The organism is Streptomyces sp. NPDC048420, assembly GCF_040651535.1.
Classification (GTDB): Bacteria; Actinomycetota; Actinomycetes; order Streptomycetales; family Streptomycetaceae; genus Streptomyces.
In genome coordinates this window covers 1-22,487 of the sequence record NZ_JBEZKG010000022.1, presented here as the reverse complement: position 1 = coordinate 22,487, position 22,487 = coordinate 1, and the positions used below count along the sequence as shown (strand labels likewise).

General features: G+C 70.2%; 20 protein-coding genes and 1 pseudogene. 11 read left to right on the top strand and 10 right to left on the bottom strand.

Going from position 1 to position 22,487, the window contains the following annotated elements; genetic code table 11:
* Positions 1 to 22: 22 nt before the first annotated feature.
* Both AB0D34_RS34655 and AB0D34_RS34650 read right to left on the bottom strand, forming a co-directional pair.
* Positions 23 to 1,636, bottom strand: coding sequence for an FAD-binding oxidoreductase (locus AB0D34_RS34655; protein WP_362668946.1), 1,614 nt, complete (start codon positions 1,634 to 1,636; stop codon positions 23 to 25).
* Positions 1,633 to 2,571 (bottom strand): SDR family oxidoreductase, encoded by a 939-nt coding sequence (locus AB0D34_RS34650; RefSeq protein ID WP_362668943.1) that lies wholly within the window; start codon positions 2,569 to 2,571, stop codon positions 1,633 to 1,635. The genes AB0D34_RS34655 and AB0D34_RS34650 overlap by 4 nt, the downstream gene beginning before the upstream one ends.
* Positions 2,572 to 2,861: 290 nt before the next feature.
* Here AB0D34_RS34650 and AB0D34_RS34645 point away from each other — a divergent pair, with 290 nt between their 5' ends.
* The 5 genes from AB0D34_RS34645 to AB0D34_RS34625 all read left to right on the top strand — a co-directional run bounded on the left by AB0D34_RS34645 (position 2,862) and on the right by AB0D34_RS34625 (position 8,698).
* Positions 2,862 to 4,469: a sugar ABC transporter ATP-binding protein gene (locus AB0D34_RS34645; protein ID WP_362668940.1), complete on the top strand. Its 1,608-nt coding sequence runs from the start codon at positions 2,862 to 2,864 to the stop codon at positions 4,467 to 4,469.
* On the top strand, positions 4,466 to 5,491 hold the full coding sequence (locus tag AB0D34_RS34640) for an ABC transporter permease (protein WP_362668937.1): 1,026 nt from the start codon (positions 4,466 to 4,468) through the stop codon (positions 5,489 to 5,491). The genes AB0D34_RS34645 and AB0D34_RS34640 overlap by 4 nt, the downstream gene beginning before the upstream one ends.
* The gene (locus AB0D34_RS34635) at positions 5,491 to 6,543 is read left to right on the top strand and encodes an ABC transporter permease (protein ID WP_362668934.1); all 1,053 of its coding nucleotides are present in this window, start codon (positions 5,491 to 5,493) and stop codon (positions 6,541 to 6,543) included. Before AB0D34_RS34640 ends, AB0D34_RS34635 begins: the two co-directional genes overlap by 1 nt.
* Before the next feature lie 66 nt (positions 6,544 to 6,609).
* Positions 6,610 to 7,905 carry a substrate-binding domain-containing protein gene (locus tag AB0D34_RS34630; protein ID WP_362668931.1) on the top strand — a complete coding sequence of 432 codons (1,296 nt, stop codon included), beginning with the start codon at positions 6,610 to 6,612 and terminating at the stop codon, positions 7,903 to 7,905.
* A 13-nt stretch (positions 7,906 to 7,918) separates the two neighbouring features.
* Positions 7,919 to 8,698 carry an SDR family NAD(P)-dependent oxidoreductase gene (locus AB0D34_RS34625; protein WP_362668928.1) on the top strand — a complete coding sequence of 260 codons (780 nt, stop codon included), beginning with the start codon at positions 7,919 to 7,921 and terminating at the stop codon, positions 8,696 to 8,698.
* A gap of 51 nt (positions 8,699 to 8,749) precedes the next feature.
* On the opposite strand, the gene AB0D34_RS34620 is transcribed toward AB0D34_RS34625, so the two are convergent.
* The 5 genes from AB0D34_RS34620 to AB0D34_RS34600 all read right to left on the bottom strand — a co-directional run bounded on the left by AB0D34_RS34620 (position 8,750) and on the right by AB0D34_RS34600 (position 13,891).
* Positions 8,750 to 9,496, bottom strand: a complete 747-nt coding sequence (locus tag AB0D34_RS34620; protein WP_362668925.1) for a GntR family transcriptional regulator — start codon at positions 9,494 to 9,496, stop codon at positions 8,750 to 8,752.
* Between the two features lie 230 nt (positions 9,497 to 9,726).
* Complete coding sequence (locus AB0D34_RS34615) at positions 9,727 to 10,689, bottom strand: sugar phosphate isomerase/epimerase (protein WP_362668922.1); 963 nt, start codon at positions 10,687 to 10,689, stop codon at positions 9,727 to 9,729.
* 78 nt (positions 10,690 to 10,767) lie between these two features.
* A complete protein-coding gene (locus tag AB0D34_RS34610; RefSeq protein WP_362668919.1) occupies positions 10,768 to 11,787 on the bottom strand; it encodes a Gfo/Idh/MocA family oxidoreductase in 1,020 nt (339 codons plus the stop codon).
* A 163-nt stretch (positions 11,788 to 11,950) separates the two neighbouring features.
* Positions 11,951 to 12,973: a sugar ABC transporter substrate-binding protein gene (locus AB0D34_RS34605; RefSeq protein ID WP_362668916.1), complete on the bottom strand. Its 1,023-nt coding sequence runs from the start codon at positions 12,971 to 12,973 to the stop codon at positions 11,951 to 11,953.
* A gap of 135 nt (positions 12,974 to 13,108) precedes the next feature.
* Positions 13,109 to 13,891: a TIM barrel protein gene (locus AB0D34_RS34600; protein WP_362668913.1), complete on the bottom strand. Its 783-nt coding sequence runs from the start codon at positions 13,889 to 13,891 to the stop codon at positions 13,109 to 13,111.
* Positions 13,892 to 14,072: 181 nt separating this feature from the next.
* On the opposite strand from AB0D34_RS34600, the gene AB0D34_RS34595 reads away from it, so the two are divergent.
* On the top strand, positions 14,073 to 15,107 hold the full coding sequence (locus tag AB0D34_RS34595) for a LacI family DNA-binding transcriptional regulator (protein WP_362668910.1): 1,035 nt from the start codon (positions 14,073 to 14,075) through the stop codon (positions 15,105 to 15,107).
* 341 nt (positions 15,108 to 15,448) lie between these two features.
* Here AB0D34_RS34595 and AB0D34_RS34590 read toward each other — a convergent pair.
* From AB0D34_RS34590 to AB0D34_RS34580, 3 genes and pseudogenes are all read right to left on the bottom strand, one after another.
* A pseudogene (locus AB0D34_RS34590) lies at positions 15,449 to 15,745 on the bottom strand (nitroreductase/quinone reductase family protein); the annotation flags it as partial.
* 103 nt (positions 15,746 to 15,848) lie between these two features.
* The gene (locus tag AB0D34_RS34585; RefSeq protein ID WP_362668907.1) at positions 15,849 to 16,115 is read right to left on the bottom strand and encodes an STAS domain-containing protein; all 267 of its coding nucleotides are present in this window, start codon (positions 16,113 to 16,115) and stop codon (positions 15,849 to 15,851) included.
* A gap of 235 nt (positions 16,116 to 16,350) precedes the next feature.
* A complete protein-coding gene (locus tag AB0D34_RS34580; RefSeq protein WP_362668904.1) occupies positions 16,351 to 16,992 on the bottom strand; it encodes a TetR/AcrR family transcriptional regulator in 642 nt (213 codons plus the stop codon).
* A 152-nt stretch (positions 16,993 to 17,144) separates the two neighbouring features.
* Here AB0D34_RS34580 and AB0D34_RS34575 point away from each other — a divergent pair, with 152 nt between their 5' ends.
* The 5 genes from AB0D34_RS34575 to AB0D34_RS34555 all read left to right on the top strand — a co-directional run bounded on the left by AB0D34_RS34575 (position 17,145) and on the right by AB0D34_RS34555 (position 22,265).
* Positions 17,145 to 18,056: an SDR family oxidoreductase gene (locus AB0D34_RS34575; protein ID WP_362668901.1), complete on the top strand. Its 912-nt coding sequence runs from the start codon at positions 17,145 to 17,147 to the stop codon at positions 18,054 to 18,056.
* A 4-nt stretch (positions 18,057 to 18,060) separates the two neighbouring features.
* Positions 18,061 to 19,218 (top strand): hypothetical protein, encoded by a 1,158-nt coding sequence (locus AB0D34_RS34570; RefSeq protein WP_362668898.1) that lies wholly within the window; start codon positions 18,061 to 18,063, stop codon positions 19,216 to 19,218.
* On the top strand, positions 19,215 to 20,147 hold the full coding sequence (locus AB0D34_RS34565; protein WP_362668895.1) for an alpha/beta fold hydrolase: 933 nt from the start codon (positions 19,215 to 19,217) through the stop codon (positions 20,145 to 20,147). Before AB0D34_RS34570 ends, AB0D34_RS34565 begins: the two co-directional genes overlap by 4 nt.
* 82 nt (positions 20,148 to 20,229) lie before the next feature.
* Entirely contained in the window at positions 20,230 to 21,141 is a 912-nt protein-coding gene (locus AB0D34_RS34560) for a metal-dependent hydrolase (protein WP_362668892.1), read from the top strand.
* Positions 21,142 to 21,164: 23 nt separating this feature from the next.
* Positions 21,165 to 22,265 (top strand): PDR/VanB family oxidoreductase, encoded by a 1,101-nt coding sequence (locus AB0D34_RS34555; protein ID WP_362668889.1) that lies wholly within the window; start codon positions 21,165 to 21,167, stop codon positions 22,263 to 22,265.
* Positions 22,266 to 22,487 lie beyond the last annotated feature (222 nt).

Here is a 22,487-nt window from a genome sequence, read left to right as displayed (position 1 = left end):
CCATCAACCTCGGTGACGAACCTCAGTCGCGATCCGCGAGATGCCGCAGGTTCTCCGGCCAGATGCCGTGCCGGCCCGGCGACAGGATGCCGTTCGGATCCACCGCGTCCTTGATCGTCTCGCAGAACCGGCGGTACGCGTGGTCGTTGAAGGAGTACTGCGCGGACGCCAGGTCCATGAAGTCCAGGTGCGCGCGGTACTCGCCGTACCCACGCCGCCCCGCCTCCGCCACGAGCACCTTCAGCGCGTCGTAGGCCCGACGGCACTGCTCCGCGTCCCGGTAGTCGTAGTTGAGCCCGGTGACGTACAGCGCCGTCCGCTCGTTGATGATCAGCAGCCCGCCGGCCACATTGACCCCGACCTGCTCCCTGACGATCCGGTCGAAGAGGTCGACGACCTCCCGCACATCGCTGCCGACCAGTGGGATCGCGGGGGAGAAGCCGATATGGGCGACCCCCTCCGGAATGGCGTCGAGCAGATCGAGCCCGGGCAGACCTCCCTGGCACTTGTCGGGGATCGAACGGATCTCGTCGTACTCCTGCGGCCCGTACGTCCGCTCGAAGAGCACCTGTCCGCCGGGAACCTCGCTCCACGCCGCCCGGATCTTCGCCAACTGGTGCTCCACGACGGGGCCGTCCCCCCACAGCGCCCCGCGCAGCGCCCACCGGCCGAGCCCGGTGGCATCGGCCATCTCGTCCAGGGTCTCCTCGCTGAAGGCGCCGTCGGCACCCGCGAAGCGGCCCATCACGTCGGGGAACTGGGCCGCCAGCGTCACCGTGTTGTACATGCTCGGCACCCCGCGCAGCGTGCCGTCGAGGCGGAGCCGGCGGACGATGTCGATGGCCTGCTCCAGGTGCTCGTCCCGCGGCACCGTCAGGAAGAACGGCGCGTACGCCTCGGGGCGCGGCATGAGCCAGTAGCCCATCCGCGTCACGATGCCGAAGTTGGACTGCACGAACAGGCCGTCGAGCACCGGTCCGAGGCCGCGCTTGTAGGTGTGCCAGGACTTGTTGTCCGGGATGGCGCCCATGCCCGTACGCAGCAACTCGCCGTTGGCCAGCACGACTTCCATCCCGCACGGAGCCATGAAGTCGGCACCGTAGGGCTGGTAGGTGATCCCGCAGTCGAGGGAGTTGCCGATGACGCTGCCCCAGCCGAGGTCGGGGACGGTCACCATCAGATCCTCGTTGCCGGACTCCTTCAGCGCCTCGTACAGATCGATCCAGCGCACGCCCGGTTCCACCACCGCGTACGCCAGGTCGCGGTTGATCTCCAGGACACGGTTCATCCGGGTCAGGCTGACCACCACGGTGGCCTTCAGACGGGGCGAGGAGCCGCCGTAGCCGTAGTTGCGGCCCTGCGAGGAGGTCCAGATCGGTACCCCGAACTCGTTCGCGATCCGGACGACCGCCTGTACCTCCTCGGCGCTGCGCGGCAGGAGGACGGCGGCGGGGTCGTAGGTGTCGTCGTCGCGGTGCCAGTACTTGTCGCGGTACTGCTCGTGGAAGCGGCCCTCACCGAGGACGACACCGTCCTCGCCGAGCACGTCGACGAAGCGCCGCAGTGCCTTGTCGGTGAGGTAGGTGCCGTCGTCGACGGCGGTCGTGTTCAGCTCCGTGCTCGTGTCGTCGCTCATCGCGCGGCCTCCGTGACGGCTCCGGCGGGCGCCCAGGTCGCCGCGGCCTCCTCCAGCACGGAGCGCATCGACCGCGGCGCCCGCCCGGCCAGCGTCTGGACCGTGTCGCTGAGGGAGGCCATGTGCCCGAGGCGGATCGCGCGGCTGAACGACACCATGTCGTCGCTGTTCCAGGGGATGGGGGAGGCGGCGATCGCCTCGGCGTCGTACTCGCGGGGCACACCGATGGAGTCGAATACGGCGTACTGGTCCTCGTCGCTGATCGGCACGTAGGTGACTTCGGTGCCGCTGATCTCCGAGATCAGCGCGCACACTTGACGGTACGTCAGCTGCTCCGGCCCGGTGACCTCGTAGGCGCGGTCGTCCTCGCCGCGGCCGAGCAGCGCGCCGACGGCGGTGGCCGCGCAGTCGTCCCTCGACACGAAGCCGACCGTGCCCTCGCCCCAGGCGCCGACCATCTGCCCCATGGCGACCGCGCCGGGCGCGATGAAGTAGGCCACCGCCTGCGCGTACTGCGAGTCGCGCAGTACGTTCCAGCGCAGTCCCGACTCGCGCAGCATGGCCTCGGTCGCGCGGTGCTCGATACAGACGACGGCGTCGTTCTCCTCGACGCCGGCGCCGACGATCGACGTGTACGCGAGGTACTGGACACCGGCGCGCCGGGCCGCCTCGATGGCGTTGCGGTGGAACCCGATCCGTGAACCGACCTGGGCGGTGGAGACGAGCAGCATCCGCTCCGCACCCGTGAAGGCCGCCTCGAGGCTGTCCGGCTCGGCGAAGTCTGCGTACCGCACGTGGACGCCACGGTCGGCGAAGGACTGGAGCTTGCCGGGGGCCCGCGTCGTCAGGATGACCTGGTCGGCGGGGACCGACTCCAGCAGCAGCTCCGCTGCGGTCTGGGCCAGCCCTCCGCTGGCACCGGTGATGAGGTACACGTGCACTCCTTTGGTGCTCGCCGACCCGGCCCGCCCGGGTGGTGCTCGCCAACCGTACTCTTTGTATGACGAGACGACAATCACCCTCCCGCTGGGGCTTCCTGCGGATTCCCCCTAGTCCACGCCTTGAGCGTCCAAGAGATTTGGGGGTGATTCGCCTCTGGACGCCGGTTTCCGTGACGCGCTACCGTCTGCCTCGCATCCAAATATTGTATGACCAGACGACAATCACACAGGCTGGGATCCATCTGGAACCCGTTTGGAATCCGTCACCAAGTCAGGAGGGGTCAGTGCCGACCCACCCGCTCACAGCCAAGCCGGACGCCGTGCTGGCGGTCGACGGCCTGCGGAAGCACTTCGGTCCGACAGTCGCCCTCCAGGACGCCGCACTCCGTCTGTTCCCCGGCGAGGTCCACGCGCTCGTGGGGGAGAACGGCTCCGGGAAGAGCACGCTGGTCAAGATCCTCAGCGGAGTGCACCGCCCCGACACCGGTTCCATGGCGGTCGGCGGTCGGCTTTTCGCCCCGCGTACCCCCGCCCATTCACTCCGCGCGGGCATCGACACGGTGTTCCAGGAGGTGCTCGGTGTCGAGAACCGGTCCGTCCTGGACAACCTGTGGCTCGGCGCGGACCGCCTGCTGCGCCCCGTGACCCGTGACACCGGCCGCCGTGCCAGGGCGGCGGAGATCCTCGCCGCGCTGCTCGTCACGCCGCCCGAGCTGGACGCCCCCTTCGGCTCGCTCCAGCTCAGCGACCGCCAGGCCTGCGGCATCGCCCGGTCGCTGCTGCGCGACCCCAAGGTGCTGATCCTCGACGAGGCGACCTCCGCCCTCGACCACGACACCCGCACCCGCCTGTTCGCCCTGGTGAAGCAACGGGCGGCGCTGGGCATGAGCATCGTCCTCATCACCCACCGGATGGACGAGATCCGGGAGATCGGCGACCGAGTCACCGTGCTCCGGTCGGGCCGCACGGTGGGCACCCTCGGCGCGGACTGGAACCACGACGAGATGATCCGGCTGATGACGGGCGGCGCGCACCTGGTGCAGGAAACGGCCCGCGCGGTCTCCGCCGCCACCACCACGGATTCCGCCACCACCACGGATTCCGCCACCACCACGGATTCCGCCACCACCACCGATTCCGCCACCGAGGCAGGCCCGGTCGTCCTGAAGGTCACCGGCTCCCGGCTGCGACCGGGTGCGGAGCCGTGCCGGGCGCAGCTGCGCCGGGGCGAGATCGTCGGGCTGGCCGGCCTGGAGGGTCACGGCCAGGACGACTTCCTGCGCCTCCTCGTCGGGCACGGCGACTCAGACGGCGTCGTACGGATCGGGGAAGACCGGGAGCACCGGGTCACCGATCCCGGCAAGGCGCGGGACCTGGGCATCGCGTATGTGGCACGGGACCGGCGCGGAGAGTCGATCCTGCCGTGGATGTCCATCCTGGACAACTTCGCCATCGCCACCGCCGAACAGGACGTCAGGAAAGGGCTGCTGTCCGAGCGCGCCGCCGAGACGCGGTTCCGCCACTACGTGGAGCGGCTCGGCATCAGGTTCGGCCGTACGTCGGACGCGATCACCACACTGAGCGGCGGCAACCAGCAGAAGGTCGTCATCGCCCGCTGGCTGGCCGCCGACCCGGACGTCCTGCTGCTCAACGACCCGACGAGGGGAATCGACGTGGGAGCCAAACGCGACCTCTACCGGCTGCTGCGCGAGTTGGCCGGGCAGGGACTGACCGTCGTCATGCTGTCCTCGGAGGTCGACGAGCACGTCGAGCTGATGGACCGCGTCCTGGTGTTCCGAGAAGGTTCGCTCGCCACGGAACTCACCCGGGAGGAGCTGAACAGGGAACGGCTCGTCGACGCCTTCTTCGGCGGAGCGGCGGTGGCCGCGTGAGAACCGTCGACCACGCCTCCCGCACCTCCGCCCAGCAGCCCGACCGGCCCGCCCAGCACGCGGCCCCCGCACCCCGGCGCACGCTCAGATCCCTGTTCGCCCGCCACACCTACCTTTTCGCGGTCCTCCTGGCGGCCACGCTCCTCATCGCCAACCTCGCCCTGCAACCCCGCTTCGGAGCCACCTCCCAACTGGCGGCCCTGGCTCCGCTCGGCATCGCCGCCATGGCGAGCGTGCCCTCGATCATGAGCGGACGCGGCGGCATCGACCTGTCGGTCAGCCCGCTGATGACGCTGAGCGCTCTGCTCTACGCGACCCAGCTCCAGCCGGCCGGCCTCGGCGGGTACGTCGCCCTGCCCCTCCTCATGGTGGCGGGCGCGCTGGTCGGAACCCTCACCGGTCTGCTCATCGTCGTGGGCCGGCTTCAGCCGATCGTCGTCACCCTCGCGATGTTCTTCGTCCTCACCGGCGTCGACCTCAAACTCTCTCCCAGCCCCACCACCATCTCCGGTTCCTGGATGGCAGGCTTCGCGGGGTCGATGGGACCGGTCCCGGGCGGCCTCGTCGCGCTGGCCGTCCCCGCCACCCTCTGGCTGCTGGTCACCAGACTGACGACGTACGGCAGCCTGCTGCGCTCCGTGGGCGGCAACGACGTCACGGCGTTCACCAGCGGAGTGCCCGTCGGCGCGGTGCGCGTCCTCGCCTACTCCCTGGGCGGCGCCATGGCGGCGGTGGGAGGCCTGGTCCTCATCGGGCTGGCGTCCACGGCCGAGGCCGGCACCAGCACCTCCTACACGCTCATCGCGATCGCCGCCGTCTCCCTCGGAGGCATCCCCCTGCAGGGCGGGGGCGGCGGAATCGCCAACGCGCTCGCCGGCGCCGCCGCCATCTACCTGCTGCAGAGCCTGCTCGGCGTGCTCCAGGTGTCGCAGACGTGGCTCCAGGTGATCTACGGCGTCCTGCTCATCGGCGCGGTGCTCTTCGGTGCCGTCGCGGCACGCGAACTGAAGGAAGGGCGATGATGACCACGCAGCAAGGCTCGCTCGACACGGCCCCCCTCGCCCCCGGCGGCGACATCCCGGCACCCGTGGCCGCGCCCGGTCCTTCGGCCGGCCAGCGGCTCCTCTCCCTCCAGCGACGGTTCCCGCTCGTCCAGCTCCTGCTCACCGTGGCCGTTCTCGCGTGGGGCGCGGCCGTCATGCCGGGGTTCCTCGGACCGTCGAGCATGCGCTCGGTCCTGGTGCTCTGCGCACTCACCGGCCTCGCCTCGATCGGACAGACCCTCGTCGTACTGATCAGGGGCATCGACCTGTCCCTGGCCGGATTCATCGTGGCCGGGGCCGTGACCGTGACCCAGTTCGGCGACATCCCCGGAGTGCCCCTGTCCGTCATGCTCGCCGTCGCCGTCGCCTGCGGCGCCGCCATGGGCGGTCTCGTCGGCTATCTGTGCCACCGCTTCGGCATCCACCCGATCATCGTCACCCTCGCCGCGGGCTCGATCGCCGTCGGCGTGACCTCCGTCCTCAGCGGCGGCAGCACCGGGACGGCCGCCCCCGGCTGGGTGAGCCGGCTGAGCGCCCCCATGTCGTCGACCTTCGGAATCCCCGTGCCCCCCGTGGTGGTCATCTGGGCACTCGCGATCGCCGTCGTCTCCGTCGTGCTGCACCGCACCCGCCCCGGCCGGCGACTGCTGGCCACGGGCGCGAGTCCGGTGGCCGCGGACCTCGCCCACATCAGCACCCGGAAGGTCTGGGTCACGGTGTACGCCGTCGCGGCGGCCCTCGCGATCCTCGCCGGCGTCGTCCTGGCGGGCTTCGCGGGGAACGTAGACAACCGGCTGGGGAACCCCTACCTGTTCCAGAGCATCGCCGCCGTCGTCCTCGGCGGTACGGCGTTCGGCGGTCCCGGGAGCTACACCCGCACCACCGTCGGCGTCCTGCTGCTCACCTCGGTCTCCACCGTGCTCGTCGGCCTGGGCTTCCAGGAAGCCGACCAGCAGATCCTCAACGGCGTCGTGATCCTCGCCGCGATGGCGGTCTACGGCCGCGAGCGCAGGCTCCGCGACCAGGTCTGACGTCGCTCCCCTTCTCCCCCCTCTCTTCTCTCCCTCTCTCCTTCTTCTGTTCCAGAAAGGCTTTCCATGAACAGATCCAGCTACCGGCACTCCCGCAGGCTCGTCGTGGCGGCGTCCACCGGGATCGTCCTCACGGCCCTGCTCGCCGGCTGTGGCGGGGCGGGCGGCACGGTCGCCTCCAGCGCGACCGGCGGCGCGGCCGACACCCAGGGGAAGGCGTCCGCCGCTTGCGGCGCGGTGCCGACCATCGCGCCCAAGGACCCAGACGGGGCCGTCAAGGCCCTGCCCGCGGACCTGCGGAAGGCCTACAACGCCTACGGCGAGGACGTGTTCGCGAGCGCCTGGCGGGACAAGAAGAAGCTGGGCCGCCCCGCGAAGGTCGGCCTCTCGTATCTGCCGGCCTCGAACGCGTTCGCCGCGTCCGTCGTCAAGCAGCTCGACGCGAGCTTCGCCGCGGCCAAGGCCAAGGGCCTGGTCCAGGGCACACTCGTCAAGCGGATCATGACCGACCCGGCAACCATGACCCCGGCCGAGCAGATCCGTGGCTACAACGAACTGGTCGACTCCGGTGTCGACATCATCTACATCACGCCGCTCTCGGGCGACGCGATGGTCTCCGCGGTCGACGCGGCCGGCAAGAAGGGCGTGGTGACGGTCGCGCTCTCCTCCACCATCCGGTCCAAGTACGCCGTGAACGTGGCCGAGAACTCCTACCTGAACGTCGCCCGGCCGGCCGCCCTCGTCGCGAAGCAACTCGACGGCAAGGGCAACGTCGTCGTCGTCCGCGGCTTCCAGGGACTGTCGACGGAGACGATCGGCTACAAGGCCGTCAAGGATGTTCTCGCCGCATGCCCCGACATGAAGGTGCTCGGCGAGGTCAACGGCGCCTTCGTACCGCCCGTCGCCAAGGCCGAGCTGCTGAAGTTCCTCTCCAGCCACCCGCAGAAGATCGACATGGTGGCGCAGCTGGGCGTCATGGGCTCCGGTGTCTACGCGGCCTTCGACTCGACCGGCCGGAAGGTCCCCAAGGTGGTGGACGCCGGTGCGTCCGCCTCGTCGCTGGCCTCCTGGAAGAAGCTGGCGGCGGCCGACGGCTATGAGACCGCCGGTACGGGCGGCAACGGCACGCAGGAGGCGAAGGCCTGGTTCACCGTCGGGATGATGGTGATGGGGGGAGAGGGCCCGAAGGTCGGCACGATCACCCGCGAGCCGTCGGTGATAACCAAGGCGAACCTGGCCGACTATCTGCCCGCCGGCGCGACGCCGAGCGATCTCGGAGAGGTCATGGACGGGGAGGCGTGGATGCCGCAGGCGTACCTCGACCAGTTCTTCGACCACCCCGCCGCCCCCGCGACGAACTGAGGACCGGGGCCGTATGAGCGTGTCATCGAGCGGGAGCCGCCGGCAGCACGCCGGCGGCCGGCTCGCCGGCCGGACCGCCCTGGTCACCGGCGCCGCATCGGGCATCGGACTGGCCACGGTGAGCCGCTTCGCCGACGAGGGAGCGCGGGTCCTGGCCGTGGACCTGAACCCCGAAGCGACGGCCCGGGCGGTCGCCGGGATCGAGGGGGCGATCCCGGTCGGCGCCGACGTACGGGACAGCGGGCAGGTGGACGCCACGTACGAACGCGCTCTCACCGAGTTCGGACGGCTCGACATCGCGGTGAACGCGGCGGGCGTCTCGGGCGCCCAGGCCGACATCTGCGATCTCACCGACGAGGACTTCGAGGAGGTCGTGGCGGTCAACCTGGCCGGTACGTTCTACTCCGTGCGAGCCGCCGTACGGCTGATGCGTCGCAACTCCCCCTCGGGCGGGTCCGTCGTCAATGTCTCCAGCGTGGGAGCCCTCGCCAACTTCCCCCTGCCGGCCATGTACCCGGCGTCCAAGGCGGGAGTGCTGGGGCTGACCCGTGCGGTGGCGGCGCTGGTGGCGGACGACGGGATCCGGGTCAACGCGGTGGCGCCCGGGGCGACGGACACACCGATGCTGCCGCAGGACGAGCGGGTCCGCCGTGCGGTGGTCGATCTGGGGGTGCTGCGCCGGGCCGCGTCCGCGGAGGAGATCGCGCATACGATCCTTTTCCTCGCGGGCGACGAATCGGCGTTCTACACGGGCCAGACCCTGTCACCGAACGGTGGGTACGTCATGCACTGAACGGGAAGCGCGTGTTCTGGGCCGTGTGCGCCCTGGTCCCGGCGGCGCGGCTCAGAGCGAGGCGGTACTGAACGGCAGCCCACTGGTGGCGGACAGGCCCTCCAGTCCTGCCCGCTTCGCCTGCTCCATGTGGTGCGTGCACGCACGCACGGCGGCCTCGGGATTGCGCGCCTCGATCGCCTCGACCATGGTGCGCAGCTCCTGCGCACTGCGTGCCGTGCGTCCTGGCTGGGCCAGTGAGGTGGCCCGCAACAGGCTGAGGCGGGCCTGGACGCCGCCGAGCGTGGAGTGGACCGAGCGGTTGCCGCAGCCGCGCAGCAGGACGTCGTAGAACTGGTCCTTCGCCTTGAGGATCCGCAGGGTGTCACCGTCACCGTTCGCCACTTCGGCCAGTTGTTCGAGCGCGGCGCGCAGCTCCGCCACCTGGTCGTCCGACGCGACCTCGGTGAACCGGCGCACGGCGAGCGCCTCCAGGGCGGCGCGCAGTTCGTAGAGCTCCAGCGCCTCCTGGAGCGACGGCACCACGACGACGGCGCCCTTCTGCGGGATGGTCTTGACCAGTCCCTCGGCCGCCAGCTCGCGCAGAGCCTCGCGAATGGTGGTGCGCGAGACACCGATCTCCTCGATCAGCTCGCGCTCGACCAGCCGCTGACCGGGCGCGTAGTGGAAGCTGAGGATGGCCTGACGCAGTACATCGAGCACCTGCTGACGCAGAGGTGCGGCGACCCGGCCGACCTGGGCGGCCAGATCGACGGATTCGGCGGAGCTGCGGGGCGCTGGGTTGCCTGATGCGGTCACAGGATCAGGATACGGTACGGCCGTCGTACAACCCAGTGGGCCCGGTGAGCCTGCACACGAATTTCGCGGACCGACCCAAGATGTTCAACGGCGTGACACATTGGCCGACCGGCCGGGGGCACACCAGGTCTGCGCGCCCGCCGACACCGCTGCCGTGGAGTGGCGACGTGCGAGCCTGGTCCTGTGAGCTGCTCGTTCACGGCTTGGTTCGCATTGAGCGGTGTGCAGCGTCAGACCTCCTGGGGTTTGTAGGAACTGAGGTCACGCAGGGCGACGCGGCGCAGCAGGTCGACGGATTTGGTCACGCCCTCGACGGGGTTCATGAGGACGTCCTCGTGTTCGATGCTGAGGACGTCGTCGTAGCCGGCGCGGCGCAGGGCGAGGCAGAAGGCTCGCCAGAAGGCGTCGTCGTGGCCGTAGCCGAGGGTGACGTAGTTCCAGGAGCGGTCTTTCGCGGCCATGACCGGGAGGGTCTCCAGCCTGCTGGTCAGGGACTGGCGGAGGGGCTCCAGGCGGGTGTCCTTGGCGTGTACGTGGTAGATCGCCTCGCCGAGGGCCTCGATGGCCGCGAGCGGGTCCGCTCCCATCCACATCAGGTGACTGGGATCGAAGTTGGCTCCGACCACCGGTCCGACCTCCTCGCGCAGGCGCAGAAGGGTGGGAACGTTGTAGACGGCCTGGTGGGCGTGCATTTCGAGGCAGAGCTTTCGCACGCCCCGGTCTCGGGCGTGGGCTACGAGGTCCCGCCAGTACGGGAGCACGGCCTCGCTCCACTGCCATTCGAGGATCTGGGTCGTCTCCGGCGGCCAGGAGACAGTGATCCAGTTGGGGTTGGCGTCGCCCGGGCCTCCCGGCAGGCCGGACATCATCACCACACGGTCCACGCCGAGAAGAGGTGCGAGGGCGATCGTCCTGCGGGTGACCTGGTCGTGCGCGCGGCCGCTTGGCCCGGGGTGGAGGGGGTTGCCCGAGCAGGTGAGGGCGCTGATCGCGAGCCCCCGGTCGGTGATCTTGGCCAGCAGTTCGCGGCGTGCGCGCTCGCTGTCGAGCAGCTGGTCGATGTCGACGTGCGGGGCCGTGGACCAGGCGCCCGTGGCGAACTCGACGTAGTCCAGGCCGAGTTCGGCAGCCAAATCGAGTGTCTCGTCGAGCGTGAGTTGCCCGACGCTGTCGGTGTTCAGACCGATCTTCATGATGTTCCCTGTCTCCGGTGTGGTCGTTGGGGGGCGCGGTTGTCCGCCGATGGTCCGGTGGTTCGGCGGCGATCAGGGTCAGCGGTACAGGGCGGGCCGGTCAGCCAGTTCCACCTCGATGCGCCGGCCCTCGGTCTGCGCGCGGACGCCCGCCTCGCAGACCGCGGCCACGGCGTAGCCGTCCCAGGCGCTGGGCCCGGTGACCTCCCCGCGCCGGGTGGCGTCGACCCATGCCTGGACCTCGCGGTCGTACGCCTCCTCGAACCGCTCGACGAAGCCGGGAGTGACCGTTCCGCCCCAGTTGCCACGGGAGTTGACGAGCATGTCGTGCCGGTCGCCGATGCGGGCCGTGCCGTTCTCGCACACCGCCTCGGCCTGGACCTGATAGCCGTAGCGGGCGTTGACGTAGATCTCCACGTCGGCCAGAACCCCGCCGTCGGTCTCGAAGACGACGAACTGCGGATCGGCCAGCCCTTCCGGGGCGTTGGCGGAGGATTTCGGGCGCATCACCGTGACGGAGGTGATCTCCTGGCCGAGCAGCCAGCGGATGATGTCCATCTCGTGTGTCACCGAGTCGTTGATGAGCATGGCGGTGGTGAAGTCCGGCGGGGACGAGGGGTTGCGGTGCCGGTTGTGCAGCATCAGCGGCCGTCCGAGTTCCCCGCTGTCCAGCAGTGCCTTGAGCTTCAGGTACTCGTGGTCGTAGCGGCGCATGAAGCCCACCTGCACCCGACGGTGACCGAGCTGCTGCTCGGCCTCCAGCACGCGCAGCGCGGAGGCGGCGTCGGGAGTGAGGGGCTTCTCGCACAGGACGGGCAGGTCGTGGTCGAACGCGGTGAGCAGCGCGGCCTCGTGGGCGACGCCAGGGGATGCGAGCAGCACCGCGTCGACGGCCGGGGAGGCCATCGCCTCGGCCACGTCGTCGAAGGCCGCGCATCCTTCGACACCGGCGGCGATCGCCTTGGCCCGGTCGGCGTCCAGGTCGACGACGGCGGCCACATGGGCGCCGCTGGTCACCCCGCTGATCCGCCGCACGTGGTCGGCGCCCATGCGGCCGGCGCCGATGACGGCGACACCGAGGGAGTCGTGGTGGAACATGGAGTCCTTTCAAGGAGGGGGGCGATGTGGTGATGCCTGCGCCCGGAGAGACCTGAGCCGGCATACGACAACCTGACGGGACGTTTCTTGCCGGAGCGCGGCGGCGGTTACCCGGCTCCCGGCCGGACCGGTTCGGGGCCGGCCGGGAGCCGGGGCAGGGTCGTCAGCGCGTGCCCTTCGCGGCGAACCCGGCGACGGTCTCGACGTTGGACTTGTCGACGAAAGCCGGGCCGGTCAGGACCGGCTGCTCACCGCCGCCGCTGTAGTTGCCGTTGTTCTTGTAGAGCCACAGACCGTCGACCGCCAGGTAGCCCTGCAGATAGGGCTGCTGGTCGACGGCGAACTGGATGCTGCCGTCCTGGACGGCCTTCACCAGGTCCTTGTTGAGGTCGAAGGTGGCGACCTTGGCCTTGCTGTCCGCGTCGGACACCGCACCCACCGCGCCCAGCGCGTAGGGGGCGCCGAGGGTGACCACCTCGTCGATGGAACTGTCCTGCCTGAGCTTGGCGGTGATCGTCGACTTCAGTGACGGCATGTCGGCGCCGTTGACGTAGAGGATGTCCGTCTTGCCCTCGAAGCCCTTCTTCACGCCCGCACAGCGTGCCTCCAGGGCGACCTGGCCCTGTTCCTGGATCACGCAGACGGTGTGCTTGACACCAAGGGTGTTCAGCTTCCGGCCGACCGCCTCGCCGGCGACGGTCTCGTCCTGGCCGAAGTACTCGAGCAGCCCCTGACTCTTCCAGTTGTCCACACCGGAGTTGAAGGCGACCACGGGGATGCCGGCCTTCATCGCCTTGGCGACGACATCCTTCATCGCGTCCGGCTTGGCGAGGGTGACCGCGATGCCGTCGACCTTCTGGTCGATCGCGTTCTGCACCAGGTTCGCCTGGGTGCCTCCGCTGGGGTCGGAGGAGTAGATCAACTTGATGTTGTCCTTCGCGGCGGCGGCCTCGGCGCCCTTGCGGATGGTGTCCCAGAACGTGTCACCGGGGACCGCGTGGGTGATCATCGCGACCGTCATACGGGGCGTGGTGGCCTTGCCCGCGGGGGCGCCGTCCGCGCTCTCCTCGGACTTCTTGCCGCCCGAGCTGCTGGAGCAGCCGGCGAGGGTGAGTGCCGCACCGGCGGCCACGGCCACGGCAAGGGTGAGTCTGCGGGAGCGGAGGGAAGACGGGCGGTTCGTCATGTCGGCACCTCACTGTGCTGATGGCGGGGATGGGGCGACGCGCCGCGGAGGGAGACGTGACATCCCTCGTGCGTCGGGTGAAGGAGCCGCTCACCGGCAGGTGGCGCGGCTTGCTGGGCGTGTCGGTGTGGAGGATCAGAGGCTGAAGGCGGCGCGGAACCGCTCCAGGGCGGCCTCGCTGTCGCCGGAGGCCCACGCCTCCATCGCGACCGTGCCGTCGTAGCCGAGGTCCGCGAGGGCCCGGGCCACGGCCGGGTAGTTGATCTCACCGGTGCCGGGTTCGCAGCGGCCGGGTACGTCGGCCACCTGGATCTCGCCGATGAGACCCGCGCCGTGTGCCCGGCGGACCAGCTCGATGAGGTTTCCCTCGCCGATCTGGGCGTGGTACAGGTCCAGGTTCATCCTCAGCCCGGGCCGGTCCACGGCCGCGACCAGGGCGAACGTGTCGGCGGCCGTGGCGAAGGGGACACCGGGGTGGTCGACGGCGGTGTTGAGGTTTTCCAGGGTGAAGGTGACCCCCGCGCTCTCGCCCAGCTCGGCGAGGCGGGTGAGGGTGCGGTGCGCGGCGATCCACATCTCGCCGGTGGCCTCGCCGCTCACCGGCACCACGGGCAGGCCCTCGCCGTCCAGCCCGGTGCCGTGCACGTTGAGCCGGGGACAGCCCAGGTGTTCGGCGGCCTTGACGGACTCCTCTGCGGTGCGCAGCAGTTCGGCGGCCCCGTCCGGGTCGGTCAGGCTGCCGCGGATGTAGCCGGTCATCGAGGAGAACGTGGCAGGTGTACGGGCGAGAGCGTCGAGGTCGTGTCGGGTCCAGTCCCAGATCTCCACCTGGAAGCCGGCCTCGTGGATGCGCCGCGCCCGCTCCTCTATGGGCAGGTCGCGGAAGACCATCTCGGCACAGACCGCCAACGTGTGCATGACCGCTCCAGGACTAGAACGTTGCAAAGGAACAGGAGCAGTACGCCAGCCGCCGAGCGGCCTGTCAAGGGTTTGTGCGGACATTTGAGCTAGAACGTTGCAGCACCCTTGAGCGGTGCGTTACCGGCTCGGCTCCGTCTACGATCACCCTGAAGAGGACCATCGATCAGGAAGGCCGGCGGTGCCCTCGCTACCTGCGGTCCCGGACGGAAAGCGGCCGACGCTCACCGACCTCGCGGCACGGGCCGGCGTGTCCGTCTCGCTCGCCTCCATCGTCATGCGCGGTGCCAAGGGGGCCGGCACGGCAACCCGCGAGCGGGTACTGGAGGCCGCGCGGGAGATCGGCTACCGGCCCGACAGCAGGGCGCGGTTGCTGCGCAGCAGCCGCTCGCACCTGCTCGGAGTGCAGTTCGACCTCCAACAGCCCTTCCACGCCGACATGGTGGAGGCCCTCTACACCGCGGCGGAGTCCGCCGGATACCAGATCGCCCTCAGCGCCGTCGCACCGAGTCGCAGCGAACAGCACGCCGTGGAGACGCTGCTCGCCGACCGCTGCGAGGCGCTGATCCTGCTCAGCCCCCACGTCCCGGTGGCCCAACTGACACGACTCGCGGCGCAGTTGCCGGTCGTCTCCGTGGCCCGGCGGCTGCGCCCGCGCGCCGAGGACGTGGACGTCGTCCGCGCGGCCGACGACGAGGGCGCCCGCCAGGCGGTCGACCACCTGGTGGCACTGGGCCACCGGGACATCGTCCACATCGACGGGGGCAGGGCGCCCGGCGCGGCCGACCGGCGCCGCGGCTACAAGGCGGCCATGAACCGCCACGGCCTGGCCGACCGTGCCCGCCTGGTGCCGGGCGGGCTGACCGAGGACCACGGCGCCGCGGCCGCCCGTACGCTCCTGGCCGAGACCTCCCGCCCCACCGCCGTCCTCGCCTTCAACGACCACTGTGCCATCGGCGTCCTCGACAGCTTCCTGCGTGCCGGGGTGGCGGTGCCCGAAGAGATCTCGGTCGTCGGCTTCGACGACAGCCACCTCGCGCGCCTGGCCCACGTCGATCTCACCACCGTCGGGCAGGAAGTCCCCGAGCTTGCGCGGCTGGCCGTGGAACGGGCCGTCGCCCGGCTGGAGGGGGAGGCGGCCGAGGACGACCGGGAAATCGTCGTCACACCACGCCTCGTCATCCGCAGCACGACGACCGCGCCTTCCCGGTCCTGACCAGCGCGGTGCTGTGAGGTCCAGGGCCCCCTCCCAGGTTTCTTGTCCTGAACCGGGATGGGCTGAAGGAAACTCAGCCGATCCTGGTCATGCTCCCTCGGCATCGCGATAAACGTCGAGCGCCCGGCCGCCCGAGGGCCGGAAGAGCACACCTGCCGACCGCGCCCGCCTACGGCGTTCCAGGCCCCGATGGTGGCGTCAGGGCGCATGACCATGAACTCCAAGATCTTCGGCAGAGTGGCTTACGCACGTTGGCACAGCCTGGCCCTGTGCACCGCCCACCTGCCTGGTGGGAAACGATCACAGGAGGCCCGGGCCCTGTGGAGGAAGCCGTCGCTCGTTCAGCGCGGGCGCGCCGGATCTGCGGCTGGGGAGGATCCATGCGGGGGTGCGGTCAGCTGTCCGGCCCCTGTCGCCCGCACCGCCACGCTGTTCATCGACGCCAGCGAAGGCAGTCGTACGGCCGTGTCGTCCTCCGGCATCAGATGGGCCGTACCCGGGTGCCACCGCCCCCTGATCCGGACCCGGACCCGCGGGTCGGCCTTGATGTTGCGGACGTACTGCGACCGCTCCCCGAACTCGGAGACCGGCCAGAAGGAGCCGCCGACCCGCCTGCCGCCCACCGGGGTCCGGCGGGGCGCTGCGAACGGGAAACTCGTGTGGCGTATGTGGGGCGCCCCTTGCCAGGGATCAGTCGGTCAACGGCAGATCACGCCGCCCGCAACAGCTCTCCCGCCTCCGTCAGCTCGAAGACACGCTCAGCGAACGGCGACAGCCCCTGACATAGGAGAACCGTGCCGTTCCGCCGGCCGGCCCGCGCGCGGCAAGCAGTACGTTCACGCACGAGCAGTCGCAGAAGGACAGACCGCTCAGGTCCACCAGGACACGGCGCGTCCCGCCGGCCACGGCCGTTTCCAGGGCTGCACCCAGTTGGGGCGAGGTACCGAAGTCCACCTCGCCCACCACCACGACCACCAGGGTCTCACCAAGCCCGGGCGCGCTGGACACGCGCAGACGCCCACCGGACCCATCTGCCAGGACACCGTCCGCGGACCCGGCCTCTTGGTCATCTCCCGCCCTGTAAAGGTCCCCCCGCCCGGTACACATCTGCGACCTCCACCGGTGGTAGGCCGATCAGACTGCCGCCAACCCCAGCAGGACCTGGCCGCCCGCGGGCAGTCCTACGGCAGCCCACGCCTTCTGCTCCGGCGCTGCAGCCCTCAAGGAATCCGGGCCTGTGTGATCAGGGCTGATCGCTGATGGCTCGGTAGGCCGCTGTGTACAGGGTGTGGCACAGGTCGATCAGCTCTTCGACGGTGGCGTTCTGGTGGCCGAGCGTCCAGTCCACGAGGAGTTCGTTGACCCCGCCGACCAGACTCATCGCGGTCATGGTGAGCCGACTGGAGGAGGCTTCCGGGCCAGGGAGCGGTCCGACGACGCCGGCGACCATCGCGGCGAATTCGTGCAGGACCTCACGGCGCCGTACTTCGAGGCGAGGGCTGGCGCCGACGACTTCGATGAGCACCAGGCGGGCAACACGGGCGTCGCCGGCCAGCGCGCGGATGAACACCTCGAGGCCCGCGCGCAGCTGGGCGTCGACATCGGGGGCGGCAGCGGCTGCGGCGTGCGCGGTTTCGGTGGTGATCGCGGCGACCAGGTCGTTGTAGACGCCGGTGAGAAGGTCTTCGCGGTCGCGGAACGACTCGTAGAAGTAGCGCTCGGTCAGTCCGGCGTGCGAGCACACCTGCTTGACGGAGACCGAGGCGTATCCGGCCGTGCCGAACAGGTCGAGGCCCGCCTGGATGAGGCGGGTGCGGCGCTCCTGCTGTCGCTGCGCCGCGTCGCGTCCGCCGTAGCGCCGCCCGGCGGTCTGTGTGCCGGTCATTTCTCCCCTTCGCAGAGGTGTTGACACCGGTGTGCTCCGAACTGACACTCTAGCTTGTCAGTTCATCTGACACGGCGACGTGTCAGACGCGTGTGGGGGCCGCTCGCCGCTCGGCGTTCCGCTCATGCTCAGGGCAAGAAAGGGGCTCGACCGTGGCCGCACCGCCCAAAGACCCGTACGCGTCCAGCCGAAGAGACCGCGACAGACTCCCCGGCACGCAACCACTGACCGGCACAGTGATCGCGGTCACCGGGGCGGGGCGCGGAATCGGGCGTGCCGTCGCAGCCCGGCTCGCCGCGGCCGGAGCCTCCGTGGCGATCGGCGACATCGACGCGGAGCTCGCCGTCGAGACGGCCGGTGCCATCCCCGCACATCCCGGTGGCCGGCTGCTCGGGCTGTCCCTCGACGTCACCGACACACCTTCCTTCGAAGACTTCCTGCGCACCGTCGAGACCGAGCTCGGGCCGATCGACGTACTGATCAACAACGCCGGAATCATGTGGGTGGGCCCCTTCGCGGAGGAACCGGAGGAAGCCGCCCTGCGCCAGTTCGACGTCAACGTCCACGGCGTACTGCGGGGGATGAAGCTCGCGATCCCGCAGATGCGGAAACGCGGTCGCGGCCACGTCGTGAACATCGCCTCCGCCGCCAGCAAGGTCGCCCCGGCCGGTGAGGCGACCTACGCGGCGACGAAGCACGCCGTCCACGGCTACAGCACCGCCGTCCGCACCGAACTGCGCGGCACCGGCGTGCAGGTGTCCCTGGTGATGCCCGGCGTCGTGGACACCGAGCTGGCCGTGGGCACCGCGGCCGGCCGCACCCCACGCCTGACAACAGATCAGGTGGCCGACGCGGTGCTCGACGTCGTGCTGCGCCCGCGGTTCGAGGTCTTCGTTCCACGTCAGGTGGCCGCCCTGACCCGGTTGGCCGCGCTGCTCCCGGGCCGTGCCCGCGACGCCCTGCATCACTTCCTTGTCCCCGACCAGCTCGCCGCCCTGTCCGACCGGTCGGTCCGCGCGGCCTACGAGCAGCGCACCCGGACCGCCCGCCATCCCGAAAGGTGAGCCCGTGACCACCACGCCCAAGCCGGCGCCCAGCGCGGAGAAGGCCCAGGACGCGGCCGCTCCGCGCCCCATCCCCGAATTCGAAGGCGTCCACGACGTATGGCCCCGCGGTGACCGGCTGCGCGCCGTTCGCAGCGCCGCGGCCGCCTACCGTGAGCGGTTCGTCCAGCAGGGCCACATCCACGCCGTCCGCAGTTTCGACATCGCCGCCGCCCCGTATCCGACGCGGTTCGGCTTCCACGGTGCCGCGCTCGCCGTCAACCCGTTCGTGAGCATCGTCAACCGGATGCTGATCGTGCAGTTCGACGGCTTCGACGGTGAGCGGAAAACACTGGTGTGGGAGCCGACCGTCGCCGCCGGATCGGTTCAAGCACCGTTCTACGCCCAGCTCAAGCGGCTGGCCGGGGACTTTCTCACCGAGCACGTCTTCTCCCGCTACTACCAGGACCCGGACACCGTCCTGCCCTCCTGCGGTCTGCGACCCGAGGACGTGGACTTCGTCAGCTTCGACCACCTGCACGTCCAGGACGTGCGCATGATCATGGGAAGTACCAGCACCATTCCCGGCGAACGGGCGCCCCGCGAAGCGCTGTTCCCGCGCGCCCGGTTGCTGGTGCACCGCAGGGAACTGGGCACGTTCGAATCGACGCATCCGATGCAGTGGGCCTGGTACGTCGACGGAGGCATGGACGGGGTACCGCCCGAGCGCGTCACCGCCTTCGACGGCGATGTGGAACTCGGCGTCGGCGTCAGCCTGTTGTGGACCCCCGGCCACACGGACGGCAATCACTCCCTGGTGCTGAACACCCCCGACGGAGTGTGGGTCTCCTCCGAGAACGGCATCTCGGCCGACAACTGGCAGCCCGAGCTCTCCCGCATCCCCGGGGTGCGCCGCCACGCCGCCTTCTACGGCCATGAGGTGGTGCCCAACGCCAACACCCTGGAGGACTCTCTCGACCAGTACGACTCCATGGTCAAGGAGAAGACCCTCGCCGACCCCAGCCGACGCGATCCACGCTGGTTGCAGATCCTGCCCTCCTCGGAACTGGCCCCCTTCAAGCGGCACTGGCCGGTGCAGCCCAGCTTCTTCCACGGCGGTCTGAACTACGGCGAGTTGACCGCAACCAGTGGTGGCCGGTCCGCAGCCAGTGGTGGCCGGTGACCGGCCCGGCCGCCCGCCGAATCGCCGTGGACGGCGCCGAGGGCGTGGAGTTGGCCGCCTACCAATGGGGAGCGCCCACGGCTCCCGCGGTGGTGCTGGTCCACGGCTATCCGGACACCAGCGCCGTGTGGCACCCCGTCGCCGAGCGCCTGGCCGACCGCTTCCACGTCACCGCGTTCGACGTGCGGGGAGCCGGTGCATCCCACCGGCCCAGGGGGCTGCGCGCCTACCGGATGTCCCGCCTGGAAGCCGACCTGGAGGCGGTTCTCGACGCGGTGAGCCCCGACCGCCCGGTGCACCTGGTCGGACACGACTGGGGATCGATCCACTCCTGGGAGTCGGTCACCGGCACCCGCCTGGCCGGGCGGATCGCCTCGTTCACCTCCATCTCCGGACCCTGCCTGGACCACGTCGGGCACCTGATCCGTGCCCGCGTCCGGCCGCGGCATCCGGAGCTGCCGAAGATGCTGTGGCAGGGCGTACGGTCCTGGTACGTCACCTTCTTCCACCTCCCTCTCCTGCCCGCCCTGACCTGGAGAGCACTGGGACACCGCTGGCGCGCCTTCCTCACCGGCTCCCAGGGCATGCCCGGGTACACCGCCTACCCCGCGCCGACGCTGGTCCGCGACGCCGTGTCCGGCACCGCGCTCTACCGCGCCAACATGCTGCCCCGCCTGCTGCGTCCCCGGGACCGGCCGACCACCGTCCCGGTCCAACTCATCGTCCCCATGCGCGACTTCTGCGTCACCCCGGTGCTGTCGTACGGAGTGGAGCGCTGGACGCGCCAGATACAACGGCGCCCGATCGACGCCGGGCACTGGGTACAGCTCAGCCACCCCGAGGAGGTCGCGTCCTGGATCGCGGAATTCGCCCACCGCGTCGAAGACGGCTCCGACCGCACTCCGGACCACACCGCGCACCCGATCTGACCGACCAACAGGCCGGCAGTACTGGACGACTGCCTGGCCGCCCTTTCCCACACTTCGATCGCTGACGCAGGAGGAACCTGTCATGTTCCGAGCCGCACGTGCCCACCGGGAGAGCCCGTCCGAGCCCATCGACCACCACGACCTGGTGCTGCAACCCCGGGACGTCACGTTCGACTGGGGCGCGACCCCGCTGCACTGGGTGCCGGGTGAGCCCTTCGCGACCCACACCTTCGATGTGCTCCACCTCATGCTCCCCGAACTCGAACGCTGGTTCGTGCGCACCTTCGAGCAGGCCCTGCCACTGATCACCGACGACCGGCTGCGCGAGGACGTACGCGGCTTCATCGGCCAGGAGGCGATGCACGCCGAGGCGCACCAGGAGGTGCTGGAGCACCTGCTCGCCAAGGGTCTTGACCCGGCTCCGTACACCCTGCAGTCCGAGTGGATCTTCCGAAGGGTGCTCGGGGACCGGCCGGAGCTGACGCCGGCCGCCGCACACGCGCACCTCCTCCAACGGCTCGCCCTCATAGCGGCCTTCGAGCACTTCACCGCGTACATGGGTCACTGGATTCTCAGCAACAGGCACCTGGACCAGGCCGGCGCTGACCCCGCCATGCTCGATCTGTTCCGCTGGCACGGCGCGGAGGAGGTCGAACACCGCTCGGTCGCCTTCGACCTGCTGGTTCACCTCGATCCCCGGTACCGGCGCCGAGTAACCGGCATGCTCGTCACCGCTCCGGTCCTGACCCGCCTGTGGATCCGCGGAGTCCGCTTCCTGATGGCCGCCGACCCCGAACTCGACGACCGGGTCAAGGTCCGCTTCCGCGACTTCCTGGCCGCGGCACGCAAGGACCTGTTGCCCCCGCCGGGCAATTTCGCCCGCTCGGTGCTGCGCTACTTCCGCCCCGGCTACCACCCGACCCAGGAGGGCTCGACCCAGCAGGCGGTCGCCTACCTGGCGGCGTCCCCCGCCGCCCGAGCGGCTGCCCGTTGAGCCGGCGACCAGTGAGGCATCCCATGGACATCAGCGCACCCGTCACCCGGCCGCCGGATCTGTACGGCAGACCGCGCGGGGACTCCTTCATGCAGAAGCTGGCGGCCTTCAGCGACCACGCGGTCACGCGCCTCGCGCGGCGCGGGACTCCTCCTGGGCGCCCTCCGGCCACCGAGACGCCCGTGATCCGGGAACTGGTGGTCGCCACCAGGCACCAAGAGGCCGAGGATGTCATCTCCCTGCGGCTGGGAGCACCCGACGGGGCAATGCTCCCGCCCTGGCAGCCCGGCGCCCACATCGAACTGCGCCTGCCCTCCGGCCGCAAGCGGCAGTACTCCCTGTGCGGCGACCCCGCAGACCGGTACCACCACCGCATCGCGGTGCGCCGCATCGCAGGGAGCGGAGGCGGTTCGGCCGAGGTCCACGACACCCTCGGAGAGGGTGTGCGGGTCGCCGTCACCGCGCCCCGGAACGCCTTCCCCTTCGCCGCCGAAGCGTCCGTCCTGCTCATCGCGGGCGGCATCGGAATCACCCCGATCCTGCCGATGGCCCGGGAAGCCGCCCGACGCGGGCTGGACTGGAGGCTCGTGCACACGGGCCGCAGCCGCGCCTCGATGCCCTTCGCGGCAGAGCTGACCGGACTCGCAGCCGCAGCCCCGGACCGGGTCTGCATCCGTCCTGACGACGAGTCCGGCGTGCCCGAAGCAGCCGATCTGTTGAGCTTGAGCCCGGCGGCGGGTGCGGTGTACTGCTGCGGGCCCGCGCTCATGATCGACGGCGTTCGGCGCGCGTTCGATGACAGTCGCGCGTCAGCCCTGCACTTCGAGCGTTTCGCCCCGCCCCCGATCACGGACGGCCGCCCCTTCGAACTTCAACTGGGCGACACCGGACGGGTTCTGCCGGTGCCGTACGACCGCTCCGCCCTGGATGTTCTCCACGAGGCCTTGCCGGACATGCCGTTCTCCTGCCGCCAGGGGTTCTGCGGTACCTGCCGGGTACGGGTGGCGCAGGGCCATGTCGATCATCGTGACCGTCGGCTCACGGCCACCGAACGTGCGGAGGGCGCCATGCTGCCGTGCGTCTCGCGTGCGCCGGAAGGAGAGCGGTTGGTGCTGGATGTGTAGACGGTGCGTCTGCACATTGCCCAGGCCCTGGGAGACGCCGTTTCGTGGGGGTATCCGAAAGCGCTGGCAGGAACCGCTTCATCGGCGTCCCATGCCAATGGGTGCGATGTACCCCGGCTCTGCGGCAGGTCGTGTCCCTCTTCGTGGTGTAAGCGACCTTGCTCGACGAGTTCCGGTAACCGCGCGTCGGCCACGCCATGGGACATGGCTCCCGGGTCGCGC